The organism is Citrobacter portucalensis (assembly GCF_023374935.1).
In the GTDB taxonomy this organism is placed as follows: Bacteria; Pseudomonadota; Gammaproteobacteria; order Enterobacterales; family Enterobacteriaceae; genus Citrobacter; species Citrobacter portucalensis.
In genome coordinates, this window is the sequence record NZ_CP092466.1 from 3405866 (window position 1) to 3422811 (window position 16946).

At 54.1% G+C, this 16946-nt stretch carries 15 protein-coding genes; 10 read left to right on the forward strand and 5 right to left on the reverse strand.

The window, feature by feature from the left end:
- Positions 1 to 179: 179 nt before the first annotated feature.
- The 5 genes from mcbA (at position 180) to ybiJ (ending at position 4644) form a co-directional block, all read left to right on the forward strand.
- Positions 180 to 440, forward strand: a complete 261-nt coding sequence (gene mcbA / locus LY264_RS16615; RefSeq protein WP_003035239.1) for a DUF1471 family periplasmic protein McbA — start codon at positions 180 to 182, stop codon at positions 438 to 440.
- Between the two features lie 294 nt (positions 441 to 734).
- Positions 735 to 3020 carry a catecholate siderophore receptor Fiu gene (locus tag LY264_RS16620; protein WP_048226452.1) on the forward strand — a complete coding sequence of 762 codons (2286 nt, stop codon included), beginning with the start codon at positions 735 to 737 and terminating at the stop codon, positions 3018 to 3020.
- A 43-nt stretch (positions 3021 to 3063) separates the two neighbouring features.
- Complete coding sequence (gene ybiX / locus LY264_RS16625; RefSeq protein WP_048226017.1) at positions 3064 to 3741, forward strand: PKHD-type hydroxylase YbiX; 678 nt, start codon at positions 3064 to 3066, stop codon at positions 3739 to 3741.
- 75 nt (positions 3742 to 3816) lie between these two features.
- On the forward strand, positions 3817 to 4083 hold the full coding sequence (locus tag LY264_RS16630) for a DksA/TraR family C4-type zinc finger protein (protein WP_032942775.1): 267 nt from the start codon (positions 3817 to 3819) through the stop codon (positions 4081 to 4083).
- A 300-nt stretch (positions 4084 to 4383) separates the two neighbouring features.
- Complete coding sequence (ybiJ, locus tag LY264_RS16635) at positions 4384 to 4644, forward strand: DUF1471 family protein YbiJ (RefSeq protein ID WP_003831561.1); 261 nt, start codon at positions 4384 to 4386, stop codon at positions 4642 to 4644.
- Positions 4645 to 4741: 97 nt separating this feature from the next.
- Here ybiJ and LY264_RS16640 read toward each other — a convergent pair whose 3' ends face one another.
- The 4 genes from LY264_RS16640 to rhlE form a co-directional block, all read right to left on the reverse strand.
- A complete protein-coding gene (locus tag LY264_RS16640; protein WP_048226018.1) occupies positions 4742 to 5827 on the reverse strand; it encodes a malate/lactate/ureidoglycolate dehydrogenase in 1086 nt (361 codons plus the stop codon).
- Positions 5828 to 5989: 162 nt separating this feature from the next.
- On the reverse strand, positions 5990 to 6958 hold the full coding sequence (gene ybiB / locus LY264_RS16645; protein WP_071692211.1) for a DNA-binding protein YbiB: 969 nt from the start codon (positions 6956 to 6958) through the stop codon (positions 5990 to 5992).
- 29 nt (positions 6959 to 6987) lie between these two features.
- Positions 6988 to 9138 (reverse strand): ATP-dependent DNA helicase DinG, encoded by a 2151-nt coding sequence (dinG, locus tag LY264_RS16650; RefSeq protein WP_048226022.1) that lies wholly within the window; start codon positions 9136 to 9138, stop codon positions 6988 to 6990.
- Between the two features lie 96 nt (positions 9139 to 9234).
- Positions 9235 to 10581 carry an ATP-dependent RNA helicase RhlE gene (rhlE, locus tag LY264_RS16655; RefSeq protein WP_003831551.1) on the reverse strand — a complete coding sequence of 449 codons (1347 nt, stop codon included), beginning with the start codon at positions 10579 to 10581 and terminating at the stop codon, positions 9235 to 9237.
- A 221-nt stretch (positions 10582 to 10802) separates the two neighbouring features.
- Here rhlE and cecR point away from each other — a divergent pair, with 221 nt between their 5' ends.
- From cecR to LY264_RS16680, 5 genes are all read left to right on the forward strand, one after another.
- A complete protein-coding gene (gene cecR / locus LY264_RS16660; RefSeq protein WP_003831550.1) occupies positions 10803 to 11480 on the forward strand; it encodes a transcriptional regulator CecR in 678 nt (225 codons plus the stop codon).
- Positions 11477 to 12472 (forward strand): secretion protein HlyD, encoded by a 996-nt coding sequence (gene hlyD, locus LY264_RS16665; protein ID WP_048226024.1) that lies wholly within the window; start codon positions 11477 to 11479, stop codon positions 12470 to 12472. The genes cecR and hlyD overlap by 4 nt, the downstream gene beginning before the upstream one ends.
- Entirely contained in the window at positions 12465 to 14201 is a 1737-nt protein-coding gene (locus LY264_RS16670; protein ID WP_003831546.1) for an ATP-binding cassette domain-containing protein, read from the forward strand. Before hlyD ends, LY264_RS16670 begins: the two co-directional genes overlap by 8 nt.
- Positions 14194 to 15327 (forward strand): ABC transporter permease, encoded by a 1134-nt coding sequence (locus LY264_RS16675; protein WP_003831545.1) that lies wholly within the window; start codon positions 14194 to 14196, stop codon positions 15325 to 15327. Before LY264_RS16670 ends, LY264_RS16675 begins: the two co-directional genes overlap by 8 nt.
- A 115-nt stretch (positions 15328 to 15442) precedes the next feature.
- Positions 15443 to 16549, forward strand: coding sequence for an ABC transporter permease (locus LY264_RS16680; protein WP_008784194.1), 1107 nt, complete (start codon positions 15443 to 15445; stop codon positions 16547 to 16549).
- Here LY264_RS16680 and LY264_RS16685 read toward each other — a convergent pair.
- Positions 16511 to 16921 (reverse strand): YbhQ family protein, encoded by a 411-nt coding sequence (locus tag LY264_RS16685; protein WP_003831542.1) that lies wholly within the window; start codon positions 16919 to 16921, stop codon positions 16511 to 16513. The genes LY264_RS16680 and LY264_RS16685 overlap by 39 nt on opposite strands.
- Positions 16922 to 16946: the final 25 nt, after the last annotated feature.

The window sequence follows — 16946 nt, forward strand, 5'->3', positions numbered from 1 at the left end:
CCCGCATAACGCCACGCGGTAAACACACACAACAAGGAAATTTGATTTTTTACGCCTGTTTGATGCTTTGCGGATTGTTCAAAAAACAGACAGTTCATCACCAGTTTTTTGCGGTAAATGTCATCCGCTGACGACCTAAACTTATCAGGCACACCTGTTGTTTTTCAGAGGATATCACCATGAAGAAATGCCTCACATTACTTGCCGCTACCGTACTTACCGGCATGACATTTGCCTCCTTTGCAGCACAGCCATACACCAGCCCGGCTACCGGTCAGCTACAAGCTTCCGGCACAGTATCCGCTACCGGCGCCTCTAACCTGAGCGACCTCGAAGACAAGCTGGCAGAGAAAGCGAAAGAGCAAGGGGCAAAAGGTTTTGTCGTTAATTCTGCAGGCGGTAAAAATCAGATGTACGGCACCGCAACTATCTATAAGTAACCCCCCTTCCTTAGCCTAACTGCATTCATCCCGAATGCAGTTTTCTGCGCGCTGTTCACTTCATTTGCAGCTCAAGTTGTAATCAATGTGTTGGCATTTTGAATACAATGTAAATAAATGTATTTATTTTTGAATTAATGAATGCTAAAACGTCGCACTGATTAGCAATGATTATCAAAATCATTATCAATTACACATTCATTTCCGCGAGGCCTGCAGGGTATAACATCCATAGAGATGTCCCTTCGCGTGAGTGAAACCGTCCACTCAAAAAATAATAAGTCACTCATTAACATGGATAAAAATCGCAACTTGCCGTCCAGTAGCTTCCACTCACTGACTTTTTTTGCCGGTCTGTGCATTGGTCTGTCCCCGATAGCTCAGGCTGTCGCTGCGGGTGACCAGGATAAAAAACAAGAAGACACCCTGGTCGTTGAAGCGGCCAAACCTTCGCTGTACGCCCCAACACAGTCTGCCGACCCTAAATTCTCCCGTCCGGTGGCGGATACAACCCGCACCATGACAGTAATTTCTGAGCAGGTGATTAAGGATCAAGGCGCAACAAATCTGACCGATGCGCTGAAAAACGTCCCAGGCGTTGGCGCATTTTTCGCCGGTGAGAACGGTAACTCCACCACCGGTGACGCGGTTTATATGCGTGGTGCGGATACCTCGAACAGTATATATATCGACGGTGTTCGTGATATTGGCAGCGTCACGCGCGACACCTTCAATACCGAACAGGTGGAAGTGATCAAAGGTCCTTCCGGCACCGACTATGGACGTAGCGCGCCGACTGGCTCTATCAATATGATCAGCAAACAGCCGCGCACCGACTCAGGCATCGATGCTTCAGCCAGCGTCGGTAGCGCATGGTTCCGCCGGGGTACACTGGACATTAACCAGGTCATCGGCGAGACCACAGCCGCACGTTTAAACCTGATGGGTGAAAAAACGCATGATGCTGGTCGCGATAATGTCAAGAATGAACGTTATGGTGTGGCCCCCTCTCTCGCTTTTGGCTTAGGCACTGAGAACCGACTGTACCTGAACTATCTGCACGTCACCCAGCACAACACGCCGGATGGCGGTGTCCCCACCATCGGTCTGCCGGGATATTCCGCGCCTTCTGCGGGGACTTCTGCGCTAAATCATTCAGGAAAAGTGGATACGCATAATTTCTACGGTACCAACTCGGATTACGACGATTCGACGACCGATACCGCGACGATGCGTTTTGAACATGACCTGAACGACAGCACTACTATTCGCAACACCACCCGCTGGTCGCGCATTAAACAGGATTATCTGATGACGGCGGTGATGGGCGGTGCGTCTAACATCACCCAACCCACCAGCAGCGTCGACACCTGGACCTGGTCACGCCTGGCAAATACAAAAGATGTCAGCAATAAAATCCTGACCAACCAGACCAACCTGACCTCAAAGTTTTACACGGGATCCATCGGTCACGACATCAGCACCGGCGTGGAGCTGACGCGCGAAACACAAACCAACTACGGTGTAGCCCCGATCACCCCGCCACCGGTGAATATCTATCACCCCGACAGCAATGTGAATATCGGCGGATTGTCTCGTAACGGCGCCAATGCTAACGGGCAAACAGATACCTTCGGCGTATATGCTTTTGATACGCTACAAATTACCCGTGAGTTCGAACTGAACGGTGGTATTCGCCTCGACAATTACCGCACTGAATATGACAGTGCCACCGCTTGTGGCGCTTCCGGTCGAGGCGCAGTCGCGTGCCCGACAGGTGTGGCCAAAGGTTCCCCGGTCACCACTGTGGATACCGCCAAATCAGGCAATCTGGTGAACTGGAAAGCGGGCGCGCTGTATCACCTGACCGATAACGGTAACGTGTACATCAACTATGCCGTTTCTCAGCAACCGCCGGGCGGCAGCAACTTTGCTCTTGCTCAGGGCGGCAGCGGTAACAGTGCGAACCGTACCGATTTCAAACCGCAGAAAGCGAAAACCAGCGAGATCGGCACCAAATGGGAGGTGCTGGATAAGCGCCTGCTGTTAACCGCCGCGATTTTCCGCACGGATATTGAGAATGAAGTTGAGCAGAACGACGACGGTACCTATTCCCAATACGGAGAGAAACGCGTTGAAGGCTATGAACTCTCGGTAGCAGGCAACATCACCCCCGCATGGCAGGTTATTGGCGGCTACACCCAGCAACGCGCGACCATCCACAGCGGTAAAAATGTTGCTCAGGATGGCTCTTCATCCCTGCCGTATACGCCTGAACATGCGTTCACGTTGTGGAGCCAGTATCAGGCTACCGATGATATCTCCGTTGGCGCAGGCGCTCGCTACGTGGGCAGTATGCATCGCGGTTCCGACGGTGCGGTGGGTACGCCATCCTACACTGAAGGTTACTGGGTCGCTGACGCCAAACTGGGCTATCGCGTGAATCGCAATCTCGATTTCCAGCTAAACGTCTATAACCTGTTCGACACCGATTATGTATCTTCCATAAACAAGAGTGGATACCGCTATCATCCGGGCGAGCCAAGAACTTTCCTGCTCACCGCCAATATGCATTTCTAATCCATCGCGTGGGGCGTAAGCCCCACTTTCAGGAGAAACACTGATGATGTACCACATTCCCGGCGTTCTGTCGGCGCAGGATGTAGCCTGGTTTCGCGAACAACTGGACGCTGCCGACTGGGTTGATGGCCGCGCAACCACCGGCGCTCAGGGGGCGCAGGTTAAAAACAACCAGCAGGTGAATACGCAAAGTGAACGCTACGGCGTTTTACAACAGGCGGTACAGACTGCGGTAAATAACAGCGCGCTTTTCTTCGCCGCAGCACTACCGAAAACGCTCTCCACACCGCTGTTTAATCGCTACCAGGACAACGAGACCTACGGTTTTCACGTTGACGGTGCGGTGCGTAGCCATCCGCAAAACGGCTGGATGCGCACGGACCTTTCCGCAACTTTATTCCTGAGTAACCCGAATGATTATGAAGGGGGAGAACTGCTGGTCAATGATTCTTACGGCCAGCATGCGGTGAAGCTTCCGGCAGGCGATCTGGTGCTTTACCCTTCCAGCAGCCTACATTGCGTCACGCCAGTGACCCATGGCGTTCGTGTAGCGTCTTTTATGTGGATACAGTCGATGGTCCGTGACGACAAAAATCGCGCCATGCTTTTTGAACTGGATAAAAACATTCAATCCCTGAAGGCTCGCCATGGGGAGAGCAGCGAGATCCTGTCATTACTCAATCTCTACCATAACCTGCTGCGTGAATGGTCTGAAATCTGATACTGCTGGCGCGTGGTCGTTTTTCAGCCATCACCTTCGCTATACTTAGTCTGTAGACATCAGCAGGAGGTACACATGGCATCCGGATGGGCAAATGACGACGCGGTTAACGAACAGATCAACAATACTATTGAAGATGCTGTTGCCCGCGCTCGCGGTGAGTTACCGACGGGGGAAAGTCTGTATGAATGCGAAGAATGCGGCAATCCTATCCCTCAGGCCAGACGTGAGGCCGTGCCAGGGGTACGCTTATGCATCACCTGCCAACAGGATAAAGATTCACATAACTCAGCATTTTCAGGATATAATCGCAGGGGTTCGAAAGACAGCCAGCTACGTTGACTTATCTTTACCAAAAGTTTCAGCGCATACGATTTCCTTTACGAGCACGCTTTTTTGCACCCTGTGTAGCAAAATGTGCCGTTGTCGCCTTCTCTGTAAAGCGCAATGACAAGAACTGTAAATCCCTTACTCGAATTTATTAATATTCAATAAGTTATTTGTCATTCAATTTTTTTGATTGATGTCGTCAATTCTATTAGATTTTCTCTCACCAAAAAAAACGTGATACTTATCACATCGACGGAACAACGTCTTCTTAAAGAACACTGACTAACAGAACAACCCTGCGAGAGATTAATCATGAAAAATATCAAATTTGCTGTTGCTGCCATCGCCCTGTCCACCCTGTCATTTGGCGTTTTCGCTGCCGAGCCGGTTTCCTCTACTCAGGCGCAAAACATGAACAAAATTGGTGTGGTATCTGCTGACGGCGCCACTACGCTGGACGGACTGGAAGCCAAACTGGCTGAGAAAGCGAATGCTGCTGGCGCAACTGGGTACAGCATCACTTCCGCTATCGGCAAAGACAAAATGAGCGGCACCGCGGTTATCTATAAATAACCGAAAGATTACCTGTACGACCCAATGCTCCAACCCTCATTGACCCTGTTTGTTACCCTTTGTTTGCCCGTCCGCCACTGGACGGGCTTTTTTTTGCCTATTGTTTCAGCCGTTGGCAGAATTCCTGCAACACGGCGTCTGGCATCCCAATTTGCAGTGCCGCCTCACAAATCGCTTGCCAACTTCCGGCATCCAGCGGAATACCGTGTTCCAGCCGTTCCTCGCGAGTGTTCACCTCCCACTCCCCAGGCAACAGGATCGGGGCATCTTCAGCATGCGGGGACGCTTTCACCCACTCAGCAAATGCCGCGACCTGGTTGTCGCAGTCCGGCGCGCCGAACAGTTGTGGATTCATAATGATGGTGGTCATACAGTTAATGATGGCGTCCGCGCTGGTCTGCAGGCTCTCTTCATGTGTGGTTTTACCGCCAGAAAGCGCACCGCCCATAATTTCGCACATCGCCGCCAGCGCATACCCCTTGTGCTCAGCAAAGGTCAGCAACGACCCCAGCGGAGAAACCTGCATTACCGCAGGATCGGTAGTGGGAACACCCGCCACATCAATCAGGCATCCTGGAGCCACCGGCTCGCCCTTATGCCATGCCACACGGGTTTTGCCAAACGCGATGGCGCTGGTTGCATAGTCCAGCAACAGTGGGAAGGTATTTTTACGTGGAAACACGACGCAGAAAGGATTGGTGCCAAAACGGCTATCGCGCCCATGAAACGGTGCGACCATCGGGATCCCCACCACATTCACAAAGTGTACCGAGACAAAACCTGCCGCCGCACATTGCTCCGCCCAGTAGCCAATACGGCCGATATGGTGCGAATTATGTAATGCCACGGCAGCGATTCCGTACTGACGCGCTTTTTCGATTCCAAGCGTGATTGCCTCGTGCGCCGCCACCTGACCAAACGCACAGTCGCCGTCAAGCGTAATCACCGCCCCCGCATCTTTTACCACTTTGGCATGACGGTTGATCTGCAGATGCCCCTGCGAGAATGAACGAATATAGCTTGGGATCATACCGATGCCATGGGAGTCGTGACCGGCGAGGTTAGAGGCTATCAGATGGTCGGCCACCAGCCGCGCCTCCTGATCATTGCTTCCCATCTGATGAAAAACGGCCTGGATAAAGGCGTGCAGCGTTGGCACATGGAAGCGATGTCCACTGTTCATTGTTATCTCCTGTTGTGTCACGTGTTTGTTGTGTTTCTTATTTTTCAACAAACTATGCTGCGCCACGGTGCGCTGGAGGTCAATAAACGTGCAGAAATTTCACATTGCCGAAAAGAGAGAACCGACAGGCCAGGCAACAGGCCCGTCGGGATAACAAATGGTTTAGAAACTTTGCTCGACGCGGGCAAGTCCTTCAGCCAGTGAGGCGGACTCACCGGTTGCCACCAGGCAGCAGGCCATCTGGATTTTCAACGATGCCGGAACAGGCTCACTGCCAGCCAGACAACGCTCAATCCAGCGCGCGGTGGTTTCCGGGTCTTTTGCTACCGGTAGCGGTACCGGCTCGTCAGGCATCTCGCTCTGTCGGTCTTGTAGCACTCGCACACCGGATGAATCTATCAGGCTTATCTGCGGGCAGCGCTGCGGGTTGGCATACACTTCGCCCTCGGTACCATGCATCAACAGGCCGCGCCCACCGATATCGCCGAAGAACTTCGCCACGCGCGAAACATATTCCGGGTGGGACACGCTGGAAAGACGCAGCGCGGCATCTTCAGCAAACGGCGTGGCTAATTTAGCCAGCGTGTGCGCACTGTTACGCACCCCCATGCGCCAGCGCATCGCCAGCTGTTTCTCCAGCGGAGGACACAGCGCGCTCACCGGGATGAACACCGGCTCATGACCATCCAGCTTTGCCTGCGCCTGCCCGGCATGCAGCGTTGGCGTAATCCCCATCAGTTCGAAAATGGTTTCAGTCAGTACGCGGGTTGGATCCTCGCTGACGCCATGCACCACTACTGGAAAACCCAGCTTGTGCAGTAAAATTGCCAGCAACGGAGTCAGATTCGCCTGCTTGCGTGCGCCATTATAGCTGGGAATGACAATCGGCATGGGTTTGTCTACCGGCGGAGTCAGGCGAATGGTGTGGTTTTGCATCGCTTCGTAAAAGCCCAGCATCTCCGCTTCACCTTCGCCCTTGATACGTAGCGCAATCAGTACCCCGCCCATCTCAAGGTCAGGTACGTCGCCGTTCATCATATGGGTATACAGTCCGCGAGCAGTATCCTTGTCCAGGTCACGCGCGTGATTTTTTCCTCGCCCAATCTCTTTAATGATTTTGCGGTAATCCATCGATAACTCCTTGCCTGTTGCTCGCATCGTTAACGCCGACGGCGGCGCGTGGGTTTCGCTTTTTCTTTTGGTTTTACTATAACGTCTGGCACAGCAGGTTGCTCTATCGGAAATATGGGTAACGCGTTCAGTAAACGCTTGCCATAGCTTTTGGTCAATAAACGCTTGTCATAAATAACCACTTCTCCCCAGCAGCCATGGCTACGGATGAGTCGCCCAACCTGCTGGATCAAATTGAACGACGCCGCAGGCAGGCTCTGCACCTCGAAGGGGTAGCGGTTCAGACTTTTCAACCACTCACCCTCGGTGATCACTACCGGGCTGTCGATTGGCGGAAAGGCGATTTTATGAATATGCACCTGAGTCAGCAGGTCGCCTTTCAAATCCAGACCTTCAGCAAAAGATTGCAGCCCAACCAGTACACTGCGCTCGCCGTTGGCCACCCGTTTGCGGTGCAACTCCACCAGACGATAGCGCGGCTGATCGCCCTGCACCAACAACAGCAGGCGCAGATCGGTAACGTGCTCAAGAAAACGCTGCATCGCGCGACCGCTGGCAAAGAGTACCAGCATACCCTGATGCTTTTTACTCTCCAGCTGTTCGCGAAAATAGGCGGCCATTTCCGCGATATGCTGCTCTTCGTTATCAATTAACGGTTCGTAGCGCATTTGCGGAATGACGATTTTGCCCTGTTCAACGTGATTAAACGGTGAGTCCAGCGCGACAAACCGGTCCCCTGCTTTTTCCTTCAGACCGCTCATCTCCTGCAAACGCGAGAAGCTGTTGAGCGATCGCAGCGTTGCGGAAGTGACAATAATATGCGGGACGCTACGCCACAGCAGTCGTTCGAGCTGATCGCTCACACGGATCCCCACGCAGTGGAACCAGACGTGGATCTGCCCGTCACGCACCTCGCGCGTCGCCCATTTACTCACCGGCGCGCCTGACGACTGCGCGAGCGATGCCAGCCGCCACAGTTTGCTTTGCGCCTCAAACATGCCCAGCGCCCGGTTCATCTGCAAAATAACCCGATGCAGACGCACGATATCGTGAGTGCCGGTTTTTTCGCTGAGATCGTTGAGGAACAGTTCCGCCAGACCGCGCAGCATTTCTGTTAGCTTTGCCAGACGCTGACAAATCTCCATCACTTCCGTAGGCAATTCGCCCATCGCGAAGCGGTGTTCTGCCTCCTGGGTAGCGGGCATATACAGATTAAGAATGTTATTGAGCGATGAAATCAGCTCATACAGCTCCTCACAGTGACCGTTCAGACGCTCGGCATTTGCCAGTGGCGGCGTGGTCTTCGGGCGAAACTGCTCCAGGCAGGTAGCCACTAATTTGCAAAATAGATCCAACTGAAGTCGATACCAGGGGGCGCTGATTTCTGCGCTCATCTCCAGCGCATCGCGCGCCACATCCGGCAAATGGTGGCCTTCATCAAGTACCAGCAGTAGGTTTTTCGGCTCCGGCAAGACGGCTTCGCTTTCCATGGCCGCCATTACCAGCGCATGATTAGCCACGACCACTTCAGCTTCCTGAATCTCCCGGCGGGCGACAAAAAAAGGGCATTCACGATAGTAGTGACAGTTGCGATTCAGACAGCTGGCTTTATCGGTGCTCAGACGCTGCCAGAGTCCGTCATCAATGGCGATATCGGTGTGGTCGCGCAGCCCGTCCCACTTGTAGCTGTCGAGATCGCCTTTTAGCCTGGCACAGCGCTTTTGTTCTTCCTGGTTGTTGGGCGTCAGGTCATCGTCGAGAAAAGCCAGCAGATCCTGCTGATTGGGTTCAGTGCTGGCCAGCGCCGCTAAGTTACGCGGGCAGACATAGCGTCCGCGACCAAACGCAGCGGTAAAACGCAGATCGGGGATAATTTTGCGCAGCAGCGGTAAATCTTTGCTGTAGATCTGGTCCTGCAAAGCGACGTTGGCGGTACTGACCACCAGCGTTTTTTGTTCTTCACGCGCGATGGCAATACCGGGAATCAGATACGACAGGGTTTTCCCCACCCCGGTCGGTGCTTCAATCGCCAGATGCCGCCCTTCTTCCCCGGAGAGCGTTTTCGCGACGTCAGCAATCATCTGCCGCTGCGGCGCACGGGGGATAAAGTCGGGGATCTGTTCCTGAAGCGCCTTGTACCAGGCGGCGATTTGCGCTTTTAGCGCAGCCGTAAGTGCCATGAGAAAACCTGAAATACTGTATAAACAGCCACTATTGTGGCACTTTCTATCCCGTGTCGCAAAAAGAAAAGCCCGACCTTTCGGCCGGGCTCGCAATTACTGCGCTGCAGACGGTTTGCGCGGACGGCGCGGTGGACGAGGTTTATCACCTGCCGGTTTGCCTTCGCCGCTACGCGGTTTCGCTTTTGGCGCTCCGCCATCCTGACGACGCGGCTGCTGTCCACGCCCTGCTCCGCCCTGCCCTCGACCACCGCCGCCGCCACGCTGCTGACGACCGTTCTGGATCGGCTCAGCTTTAATGGACGGGTCTGGCTCATAGCCTGGCGTTGCAATACGCGGGATCTCTTTTTTCAGCAACTTCTCGATGTCACGCAACAGCTTGTGTTCATCGACGCACACCAGAGACAACGCTTCGCCGGTAGCGGCCGCACGACCGGTACGACCAATGCGGTGCACGTAGTCTTCCGGGACGTTTGGCAGCTCGTAGTTCACCACGTGCGGTAACTCTTCAATGTCCAGACCTCGCGCGGCAATGTCGGTCGCCACCAGCACGCGAATATCACCGGATTTAAAATCAGCCAGCGCACGCGTACGCGCTCCCTGAGATTTGTTACCGTGGATCGCCGCGCTGCGGATACCGTCTTTATTCAGCTGTTCCGCCAGATGGTTCGCACCGTGTTTGGTACGGGTAAACACCAGCACCTGCTGCCAGTTGCCCTGACCAATCATCTGCGACAGTAGTTCGCGTTTACGTTTTTTATCAACGAAATGAACGTGCTGAGTAACCTGCTCTGACGCGGTATTACGACGCGCCACTTCAATTTCCAGCGGGTTGTGCAACAGTTTTTCGGCCAGCGATTTAATGTCATCAGAGAACGTTGCCGAGAACAGCAGGTTCTGACGTTTTGCCGGCAGTTTTGCCAGAACGCGACGAATATCGTGAATAAAGCCCATATCCAGCATGCGGTCAGCTTCATCCAGTACCAGGATCTCAACCTGATCCAGTTTCACCGCATTCTGGTGTTCCAGATCGAGCAAACGACCCGGAGTGGCGATCAGCACATCTACGCCGCCACGCAGCTTCATCATCTGCGGGTTAATGCTGACGCCGCCGAAGACCACCAGCGAGCGAATATTCAGATACTTACTGTAATCACGGACGTTTTCGCCAATCTGGGCCGCCAGTTCGCGGGTTGGCGTGAGGATCAGCGCACGAACCGGACGACGGCTTTTACCATGCGGCTGATTGGTGATCAGGTGCTGTAACAGCGGCAGGGTAAAACCTGCCGTTTTCCCCGTACCGGTCTGGGCGCTGGCCATCAGATCGCGGCCTTCCAGCACGGCAGGAATAGCCTGCTGCTGAATAGGGGTAGGTTCACGGTAACCCTGCTCGGCAACGGCACGTAAAATTTCAGGGTTTAAACCAAGGGAATCAAAAGACATAACAACTCCGAACCGCCCTGACCGTTACCGGTGTCGTTTTCAGGGAGATACATACAATAGAGATGACAAAAACCACAATGTCATGAAGGGGCGGAGTGTAGCAGTTTTTGTGATGTGCCGCATAAATTATCCCTTCACTGGAAAATAATGCTTCGGACTGGACAAGGCTGCACATCAGTCATAATCTTAATCAATCGATTGATTAAGATCAGAGTCGTGCCATGAATACACCCACCATGACAACCAAAGGTGAACAGGCGAAGAACCAGCTCATTGCCGCCGCATTGGCGCAATTCGGCGAGTATGGTCTGCACGCCACGACGCGCGATATCGCTGCACAGGCCGGGCAAAACATTGCGGCTATCACCTACTATTTTGGCTCAAAAGAGGATTTATATCTCGCCTGCGCCCAGTGGATTGCGGATTTTATCGGTGCACAGTTTCGCCCGCACGCTGAAGAGGCCGAGCGTTTATTCGCCCAACCAGAGCCGGACCGTGGCGCGATGCGCGAACTGATCCTGCGCGCCTGCAAAAATATGATCATGCTGTTAACTCAGGACGACACCGTTAACCTGAGCAAATTTATCTCGCGCGAACAGCTTTCCCCCACCGCGGCTTATCAACTGGTGCACGACCAGGTTATCAATCCGCTGCATACACATCTGACGCGCCTGATTGCCGCCTATACGGGCGGCGATGCCAATGATACCCAAATGATTCTGCATACCCACGCCATACTCGGCGAGGTGCTGGCTTTTCGTCTGGGGAAAGAAACCATTCTGTTGCGTACAGGCTGGTCACAATTTGATGAGGATAAAACCGCGCTGATTGACCAAACGATCACCTGTCACATCGATCTTATTCTGCAAGGTTTAACGCAAAGGAGTCTGGAGTCATGAAAAAACCTGTCGTTCTCGGGCTGGTTATCGCGGCCCTCGTTGCCGTGATTGCCGGTGGAACGTGGTGGTATCAGAGTCGGCAAGATAACGGCCTGACGCTATACGGCAATGTCGATATCCGTAGCGTCAACCTGAGTTTTCGTGTCGGCGGCAGGCTGGCCTCGCTGGCGGTTGACGAAGGCGATGCGATTACCGCCGGCCAGGTGCTGGGTGAACTGGACCGCGCACCGTATGAAAACGCATTGATGCAGGCAAAAGCCAATGTAGCTGCCGCACAGGCGCAATACGATCTGATGCTGGCAGGGTATCGCGAAGAAGAGATCGCGCAAACCGCGGCGGCAGTCAAACAGGCGCAGGCCGCCTATGATTACGCGCAGAACTTTTACAATCGGCAGGTCGGATTGTGGAAAAGCCGCACCATTTCAGCCAACGATCTGGAAAACGCCCGTTCATCTCGCGATCAGGCGTTAGCTTCGCTGAAATCCGCGCAGGATAAACTCACGCAATATCGCAGCGGTAATCGTGTGCAGGACATCGAGCAGGCAAAAGCCACGCTCGAACAAGCTCAGGCCGAGCTGGCACAGGCAGAGCTTAATTTGCATGACACCACGCTGACCTCGCCGTCTGACGGCACGCTTCTCACCCGTGCAGTTGAACCCGGCAGCATGCTGAACGAAGGGGGCACGGTACTGACGCTGTCGCTCACGCGTCCGGTTTGGGTTCGTGCTTACGTTGACGAACGAAATCTGAGCCAGGCGCAGCCAGGACGTGAGATCCTGCTCTATACCGATGGCCGCCCGGACAAACCGTATCACGGCAAAATCGGCTTCGTTTCTCCTACCGCCGAATTTACCCCGAAAACGGTCGAGACTCCTGACCTGCGTACCGACCTGGTTTATCGCCTGCGAATTGTCGTCACCGACGCGGACGATTCGCTGCGCCAGGGAATGCCGGTAACGATACAGTTTGGCGATGAGGCACGGCATGAATGACGCCGTCATTACGCTTAAAGGGCTGACGAAAAACTTTGCCGGAATGGAAAAACCGGCCGTCGCCCCGCTCGACTGTACCGTTCATGCGGGCTACGTGACCGGGCTTGTCGGGCCGGACGGCGCGGGCAAAACTACGTTGATGCGAATGCTGGCGGGATTATTAAAACCTGATGCCGGAAGTGCTGCGGTGATTGGTTTTGACCCCATCAAAGACGACAGCGCACTACATGCGGTGCTGGGCTATATGCCGCAGAAATTTGGTCTGTACGAAGATTTAACCGTCATGGAGAACCTCAATCTCTATGCCGACTTACGCAGCGTCACCGGTGAAGCGCGAGAAAAAACCTTTGCCCGGCTCCTGGAATTCACCTCGCTGGGACCATTTACCGGACGACTGGCTGGCAAGCTTTCTGGCGGCATGAAGCAGAAGCTCGGGCTTGCCTGTACGCTGGTTGGCGAACCCAAAGTGTTGCTGCTGGATGAGCCAGGCGTGGGTGTCGACCCTATTTCCCGTCGCGAACTGTGGCAAATGGTCCACGAGCTGGCCGGGGACGGCATGCTGATCCTCTGGAGTACGTCGTATCTGGATGAAGCGGAGCAATGCCGTGATGTGCTGCTGATGAACGAAGGTGAACTATTATACCAGGGCGATCCTACTCAGCTTACGCAAACCATGGCGGGTCGCAGCTTCCTGATGAGCAGTCCACAGGAAAACAACCGCCGACTGCTGCAACGCGCGTTAAAACTGCCGCTGGTCAGCGACGGAATGATTCAGGGGAAATCCGTCCGTTTAATCCTGAAAAAAGAGGCTACGGCTCAGCAGATCCAAAACGCTGACGGCATGCCGGAGATAACCATCAACGAAACAGCTCCCCGCTTCGAAGATGCCTTTATCGATTTACTCGGCGGAGCCGGAACATCGGAGTCCCCACTGGGCGCTATCCTGCATACCGTGGAAGGCACGCCAGGCGAAACGGTGATCGAAGCCAAAGCGCTGACCAAGAAATTTGGCGATTTTGCCGCTACCGACCACGTAGACTTTGCTGTGCAGCGCGGCGAGATTTTTGGTCTGTTAGGACCCAACGGCGCTGGCAAATCCACCACCTTTAAAATGATGTGCGGCCTGCTGGTCCCCACCTCCGGCAAAGCGCTGGTGCTGGATATGGATCTTAAAGTCAGCTCCGGCAAAGCGCGTCAGCATCTGGGCTATATGGCGCAGAAATTCTCCCTGTACGGTAACCTGACGGTTGAACAGAATCTGCGCTTTTTCTCCGGCGTCTACGGCCTGCGCGGTCGGGCGCAGAAGGAGAAAATCGATCGTATGAGCGAGGCATTTGGCCTGAAAAGTATCGCTTCCCACGCCACCGACGAACTGCCGCTGGGCTTTAAGCAGCGTCTGGCGCTGGCCTGCTCGCTGATGCATGAACCCGACATTCTGTTCCTTGATGAACCCACTTCCGGGGTCGATCCCCTCACCCGTCGTGAGTTCTGGTTGCATATCAATAGCATGGTGGAAAAAGGCGTCACGGTGATGGTGACCACCCACTTTATGGATGAGGCAGAATACTGCGATCGTATCGGGCTGGTGTATCGCGGCAAACTGATAGCCAGCGGTACGCCAGACGACCTGAAGGCTCAGGCTGCCGACAGCGACACGCCGGACCCGACCATGGAACAGGCGTTCATCACGCTAATCAATGACTGGGATAAGGAGCATACGCATGAGTAACTCCGCTCTCTCCTGGCGTCGCGTCCGCGCGCTGTGCGTGAAAGAGACGCGCCAGATCGTCCGCGATCCCAGCAGTTGGCTGATTGCTGTGGTGATCCCGCTGCTGCTGCTGTTTATCTTCGGCTATGGGATCAACCTCGACTCCAGCAAGCTGCGGGTAGGGATTTTGCTCGAACAGCAGAGTGAAGAGGCGCTGGATTTTACCCATACCATGACCGGTTCGCCGTATATTGACGCCACCATCAGCGATAATCGCCAGGAACTGATTGAGAAAATGCAGGCCGGGCGCATTCGCGGTCTGGTGGTGATCCCAGTGGATTTTGCCCAGCAGATGGCGCGACCTAACGATGTCGCCCCGATCCAGGTGATCACCGACGGCAGCGAACCGAATACCGCCAACTTTGTGCAGGGTTATGTCGAAGGCATCTGGCAAATCTGGCAGCAACAGCGGGCAGAAGATCGTGGGGAATCGTTCAAACCTTTGATCGACGTGCAAACCCGCTACTGGTTTAACCCGGCGGCCATCAGCCAGCACTTTATTATTCCCGGGGCGGTCACCATCATCATGACGGTCATTGGCGCCATCCTCACCTCATTAGTGGTGGCGCGCGAATGGGAGCGCGGCACCATGGAAGCGCTGCTGTCTACCGAAGTCACCCGCGTCGAGCTGCTGCTGTGCAAATTGATCCCGTATTACTTTCTGGGCATGCTGGCGATGCTGCTGTGTATGCTGGTGTCGGTGTTTATTCTTGGCGTGCCCTACCGTGGCTCGTTGCTGATCCTGTTTTTCATTACCAGCCTGTTTCTGCTCAGTACGCTCGGCATGGGGTTGCTTATTTCCACCATCACCCGCAACCAGTTTAACGCCGCGCAGGTCGCACTGAACGCCGCCTTCCTGCCCTCGATTATGCTGTCGGGATTTATCTTCCAGATAGACAGCATGCCCGCGATTATCCGGGCGGTAACCTACATTATTCCGGCGCGTTATTTCGTCAGCACCCTGCAAAGCCTGTTTCTGGCGGGAAATATTCCGGTGGTGCTGATTATCAACGTGCTGTTTTTAATCGCTTCGGCGGTGATGTTTATTGGCCTGACGTGGCTTAAAACCAAACGTCGGCTGGATTAAATTCGTGTATGGATAATTGTAGCCGTAGGCCGGATAAGGCGTTCACGTCGCCATCCGGCATTATGCCTGATGCGCTTAGCTTATCAGGCCTACAAACTGGACTGAGAGGACAGGCATGTTTCATCGCTTATGGACATTAATTCGCAAAGAGCTGCAATCGCTGTTACGCGAACCGCAGACGCGAGCCATTCTGATTTTACCGGTGCTGATTCAGGTTATCCTGTTCCCGTTCGCGGCAACGCTGGAAGTCACCAACGCCACTATCGCTATCTATAACGAAGACAACGGTAAACATTCGGTAGAGCTAACCCAGCGCTTCGCCCGCGCCAGCGCCTTTACGCATGTTCTGCTGTTGAAAAGCCCGCAGGAGATCCAGCCCACCATCGACACGCAAAAAGCCCTGCTACTGGTGCGTTTCCCGGCCAACTTTTCGCGTAATCTGGATACCTTCCAGCAGGCTCCCATGCAGATTATCCTCGACGGACGTAACTCCAACAGCGCGCAAATTGCCGCGAATTACCTGCAGCAAATCGTTAAGGAGTATCAGCAGGAGCTGATGGACGGCAAGCCGAAACCGAACAACAGCGAGCTGGTAGTGCGTAACTGGTATAACCCGAATCTGGATTACAAATGGTTTGTGGTTCCGTCGCTGATCGCCATGATCACCACCATCGGCGTAATGATCGTTACTTCACTCTCGGTTGCCCGCGAGCGCGAGCAAGGCACGCTGGATCAACTGCTGGTTTCCCCGCTTACCACCTGGCAGATTTTCATCGGTAAAGCTGTACCCGCGCTAATTGTGGCTACTTTTCAGGCCACCATTGTGCTGGCGATCGGTATCTGGGCTTATCACATTCCGTTTGCCGGTTCATTGGGGCTGTTCTATTTCACAATGGTGATTTACGGGCTGTCGCTGGTTGGCTTTGGTCTGCTGATTTCGTCACTGTGCGCCACCCAGCAGCAGGCGTTTATCGGGGTATTTGTGTTTATGATGCCGGCGATTTTACTCTCGGGCTATGTCTCACCGGTCGAAAACATGCCGGTCTGGTTGCAGAATCTGACGTGGATAAACCCGATCCGCCATTTTACGGACATCACGAAACAGATTTACCTGAAAGATGCGAGTCTGCAGATTGTCTGGGGAAGCTTGTGGCCGCTATTAGTGATAGCGGCCACGACCGGATCAGCGGCGTATGCGATGTTTAGACGCAAGGTGATGTAGCTTTTTGTCCTTCGCCAGCAGCGAGACCACGGCGGGTCCGGCAAGGATGACCAGCCCCGCCAGTGCCAGCAAGACGTTGTTTTGCAGCACGCGTGACAGCAGCCACAGCACGATCATGGCGGCACCGAAATACCACGTCGTGGTCAACTCTTCCAGCACATCAGCCACGTCGCGCCAGCGCTGTTCGTGGTGACGTTGCAATGCAAGCATCAATAAAACCGTAACGCCGTACACGACGCACAATCCCAGGCCGACATGCACCAGTCTGCCGCTCATCCAGCCCATTACCAGCAACGCCACTACCAGTAAATGCAACACTATCTGCCAGCAACTTAGACCCGTTGCGACACGAACACGTTGTTGCCACCTCATGGCTATTCTCCTGAAGGATTTTCGA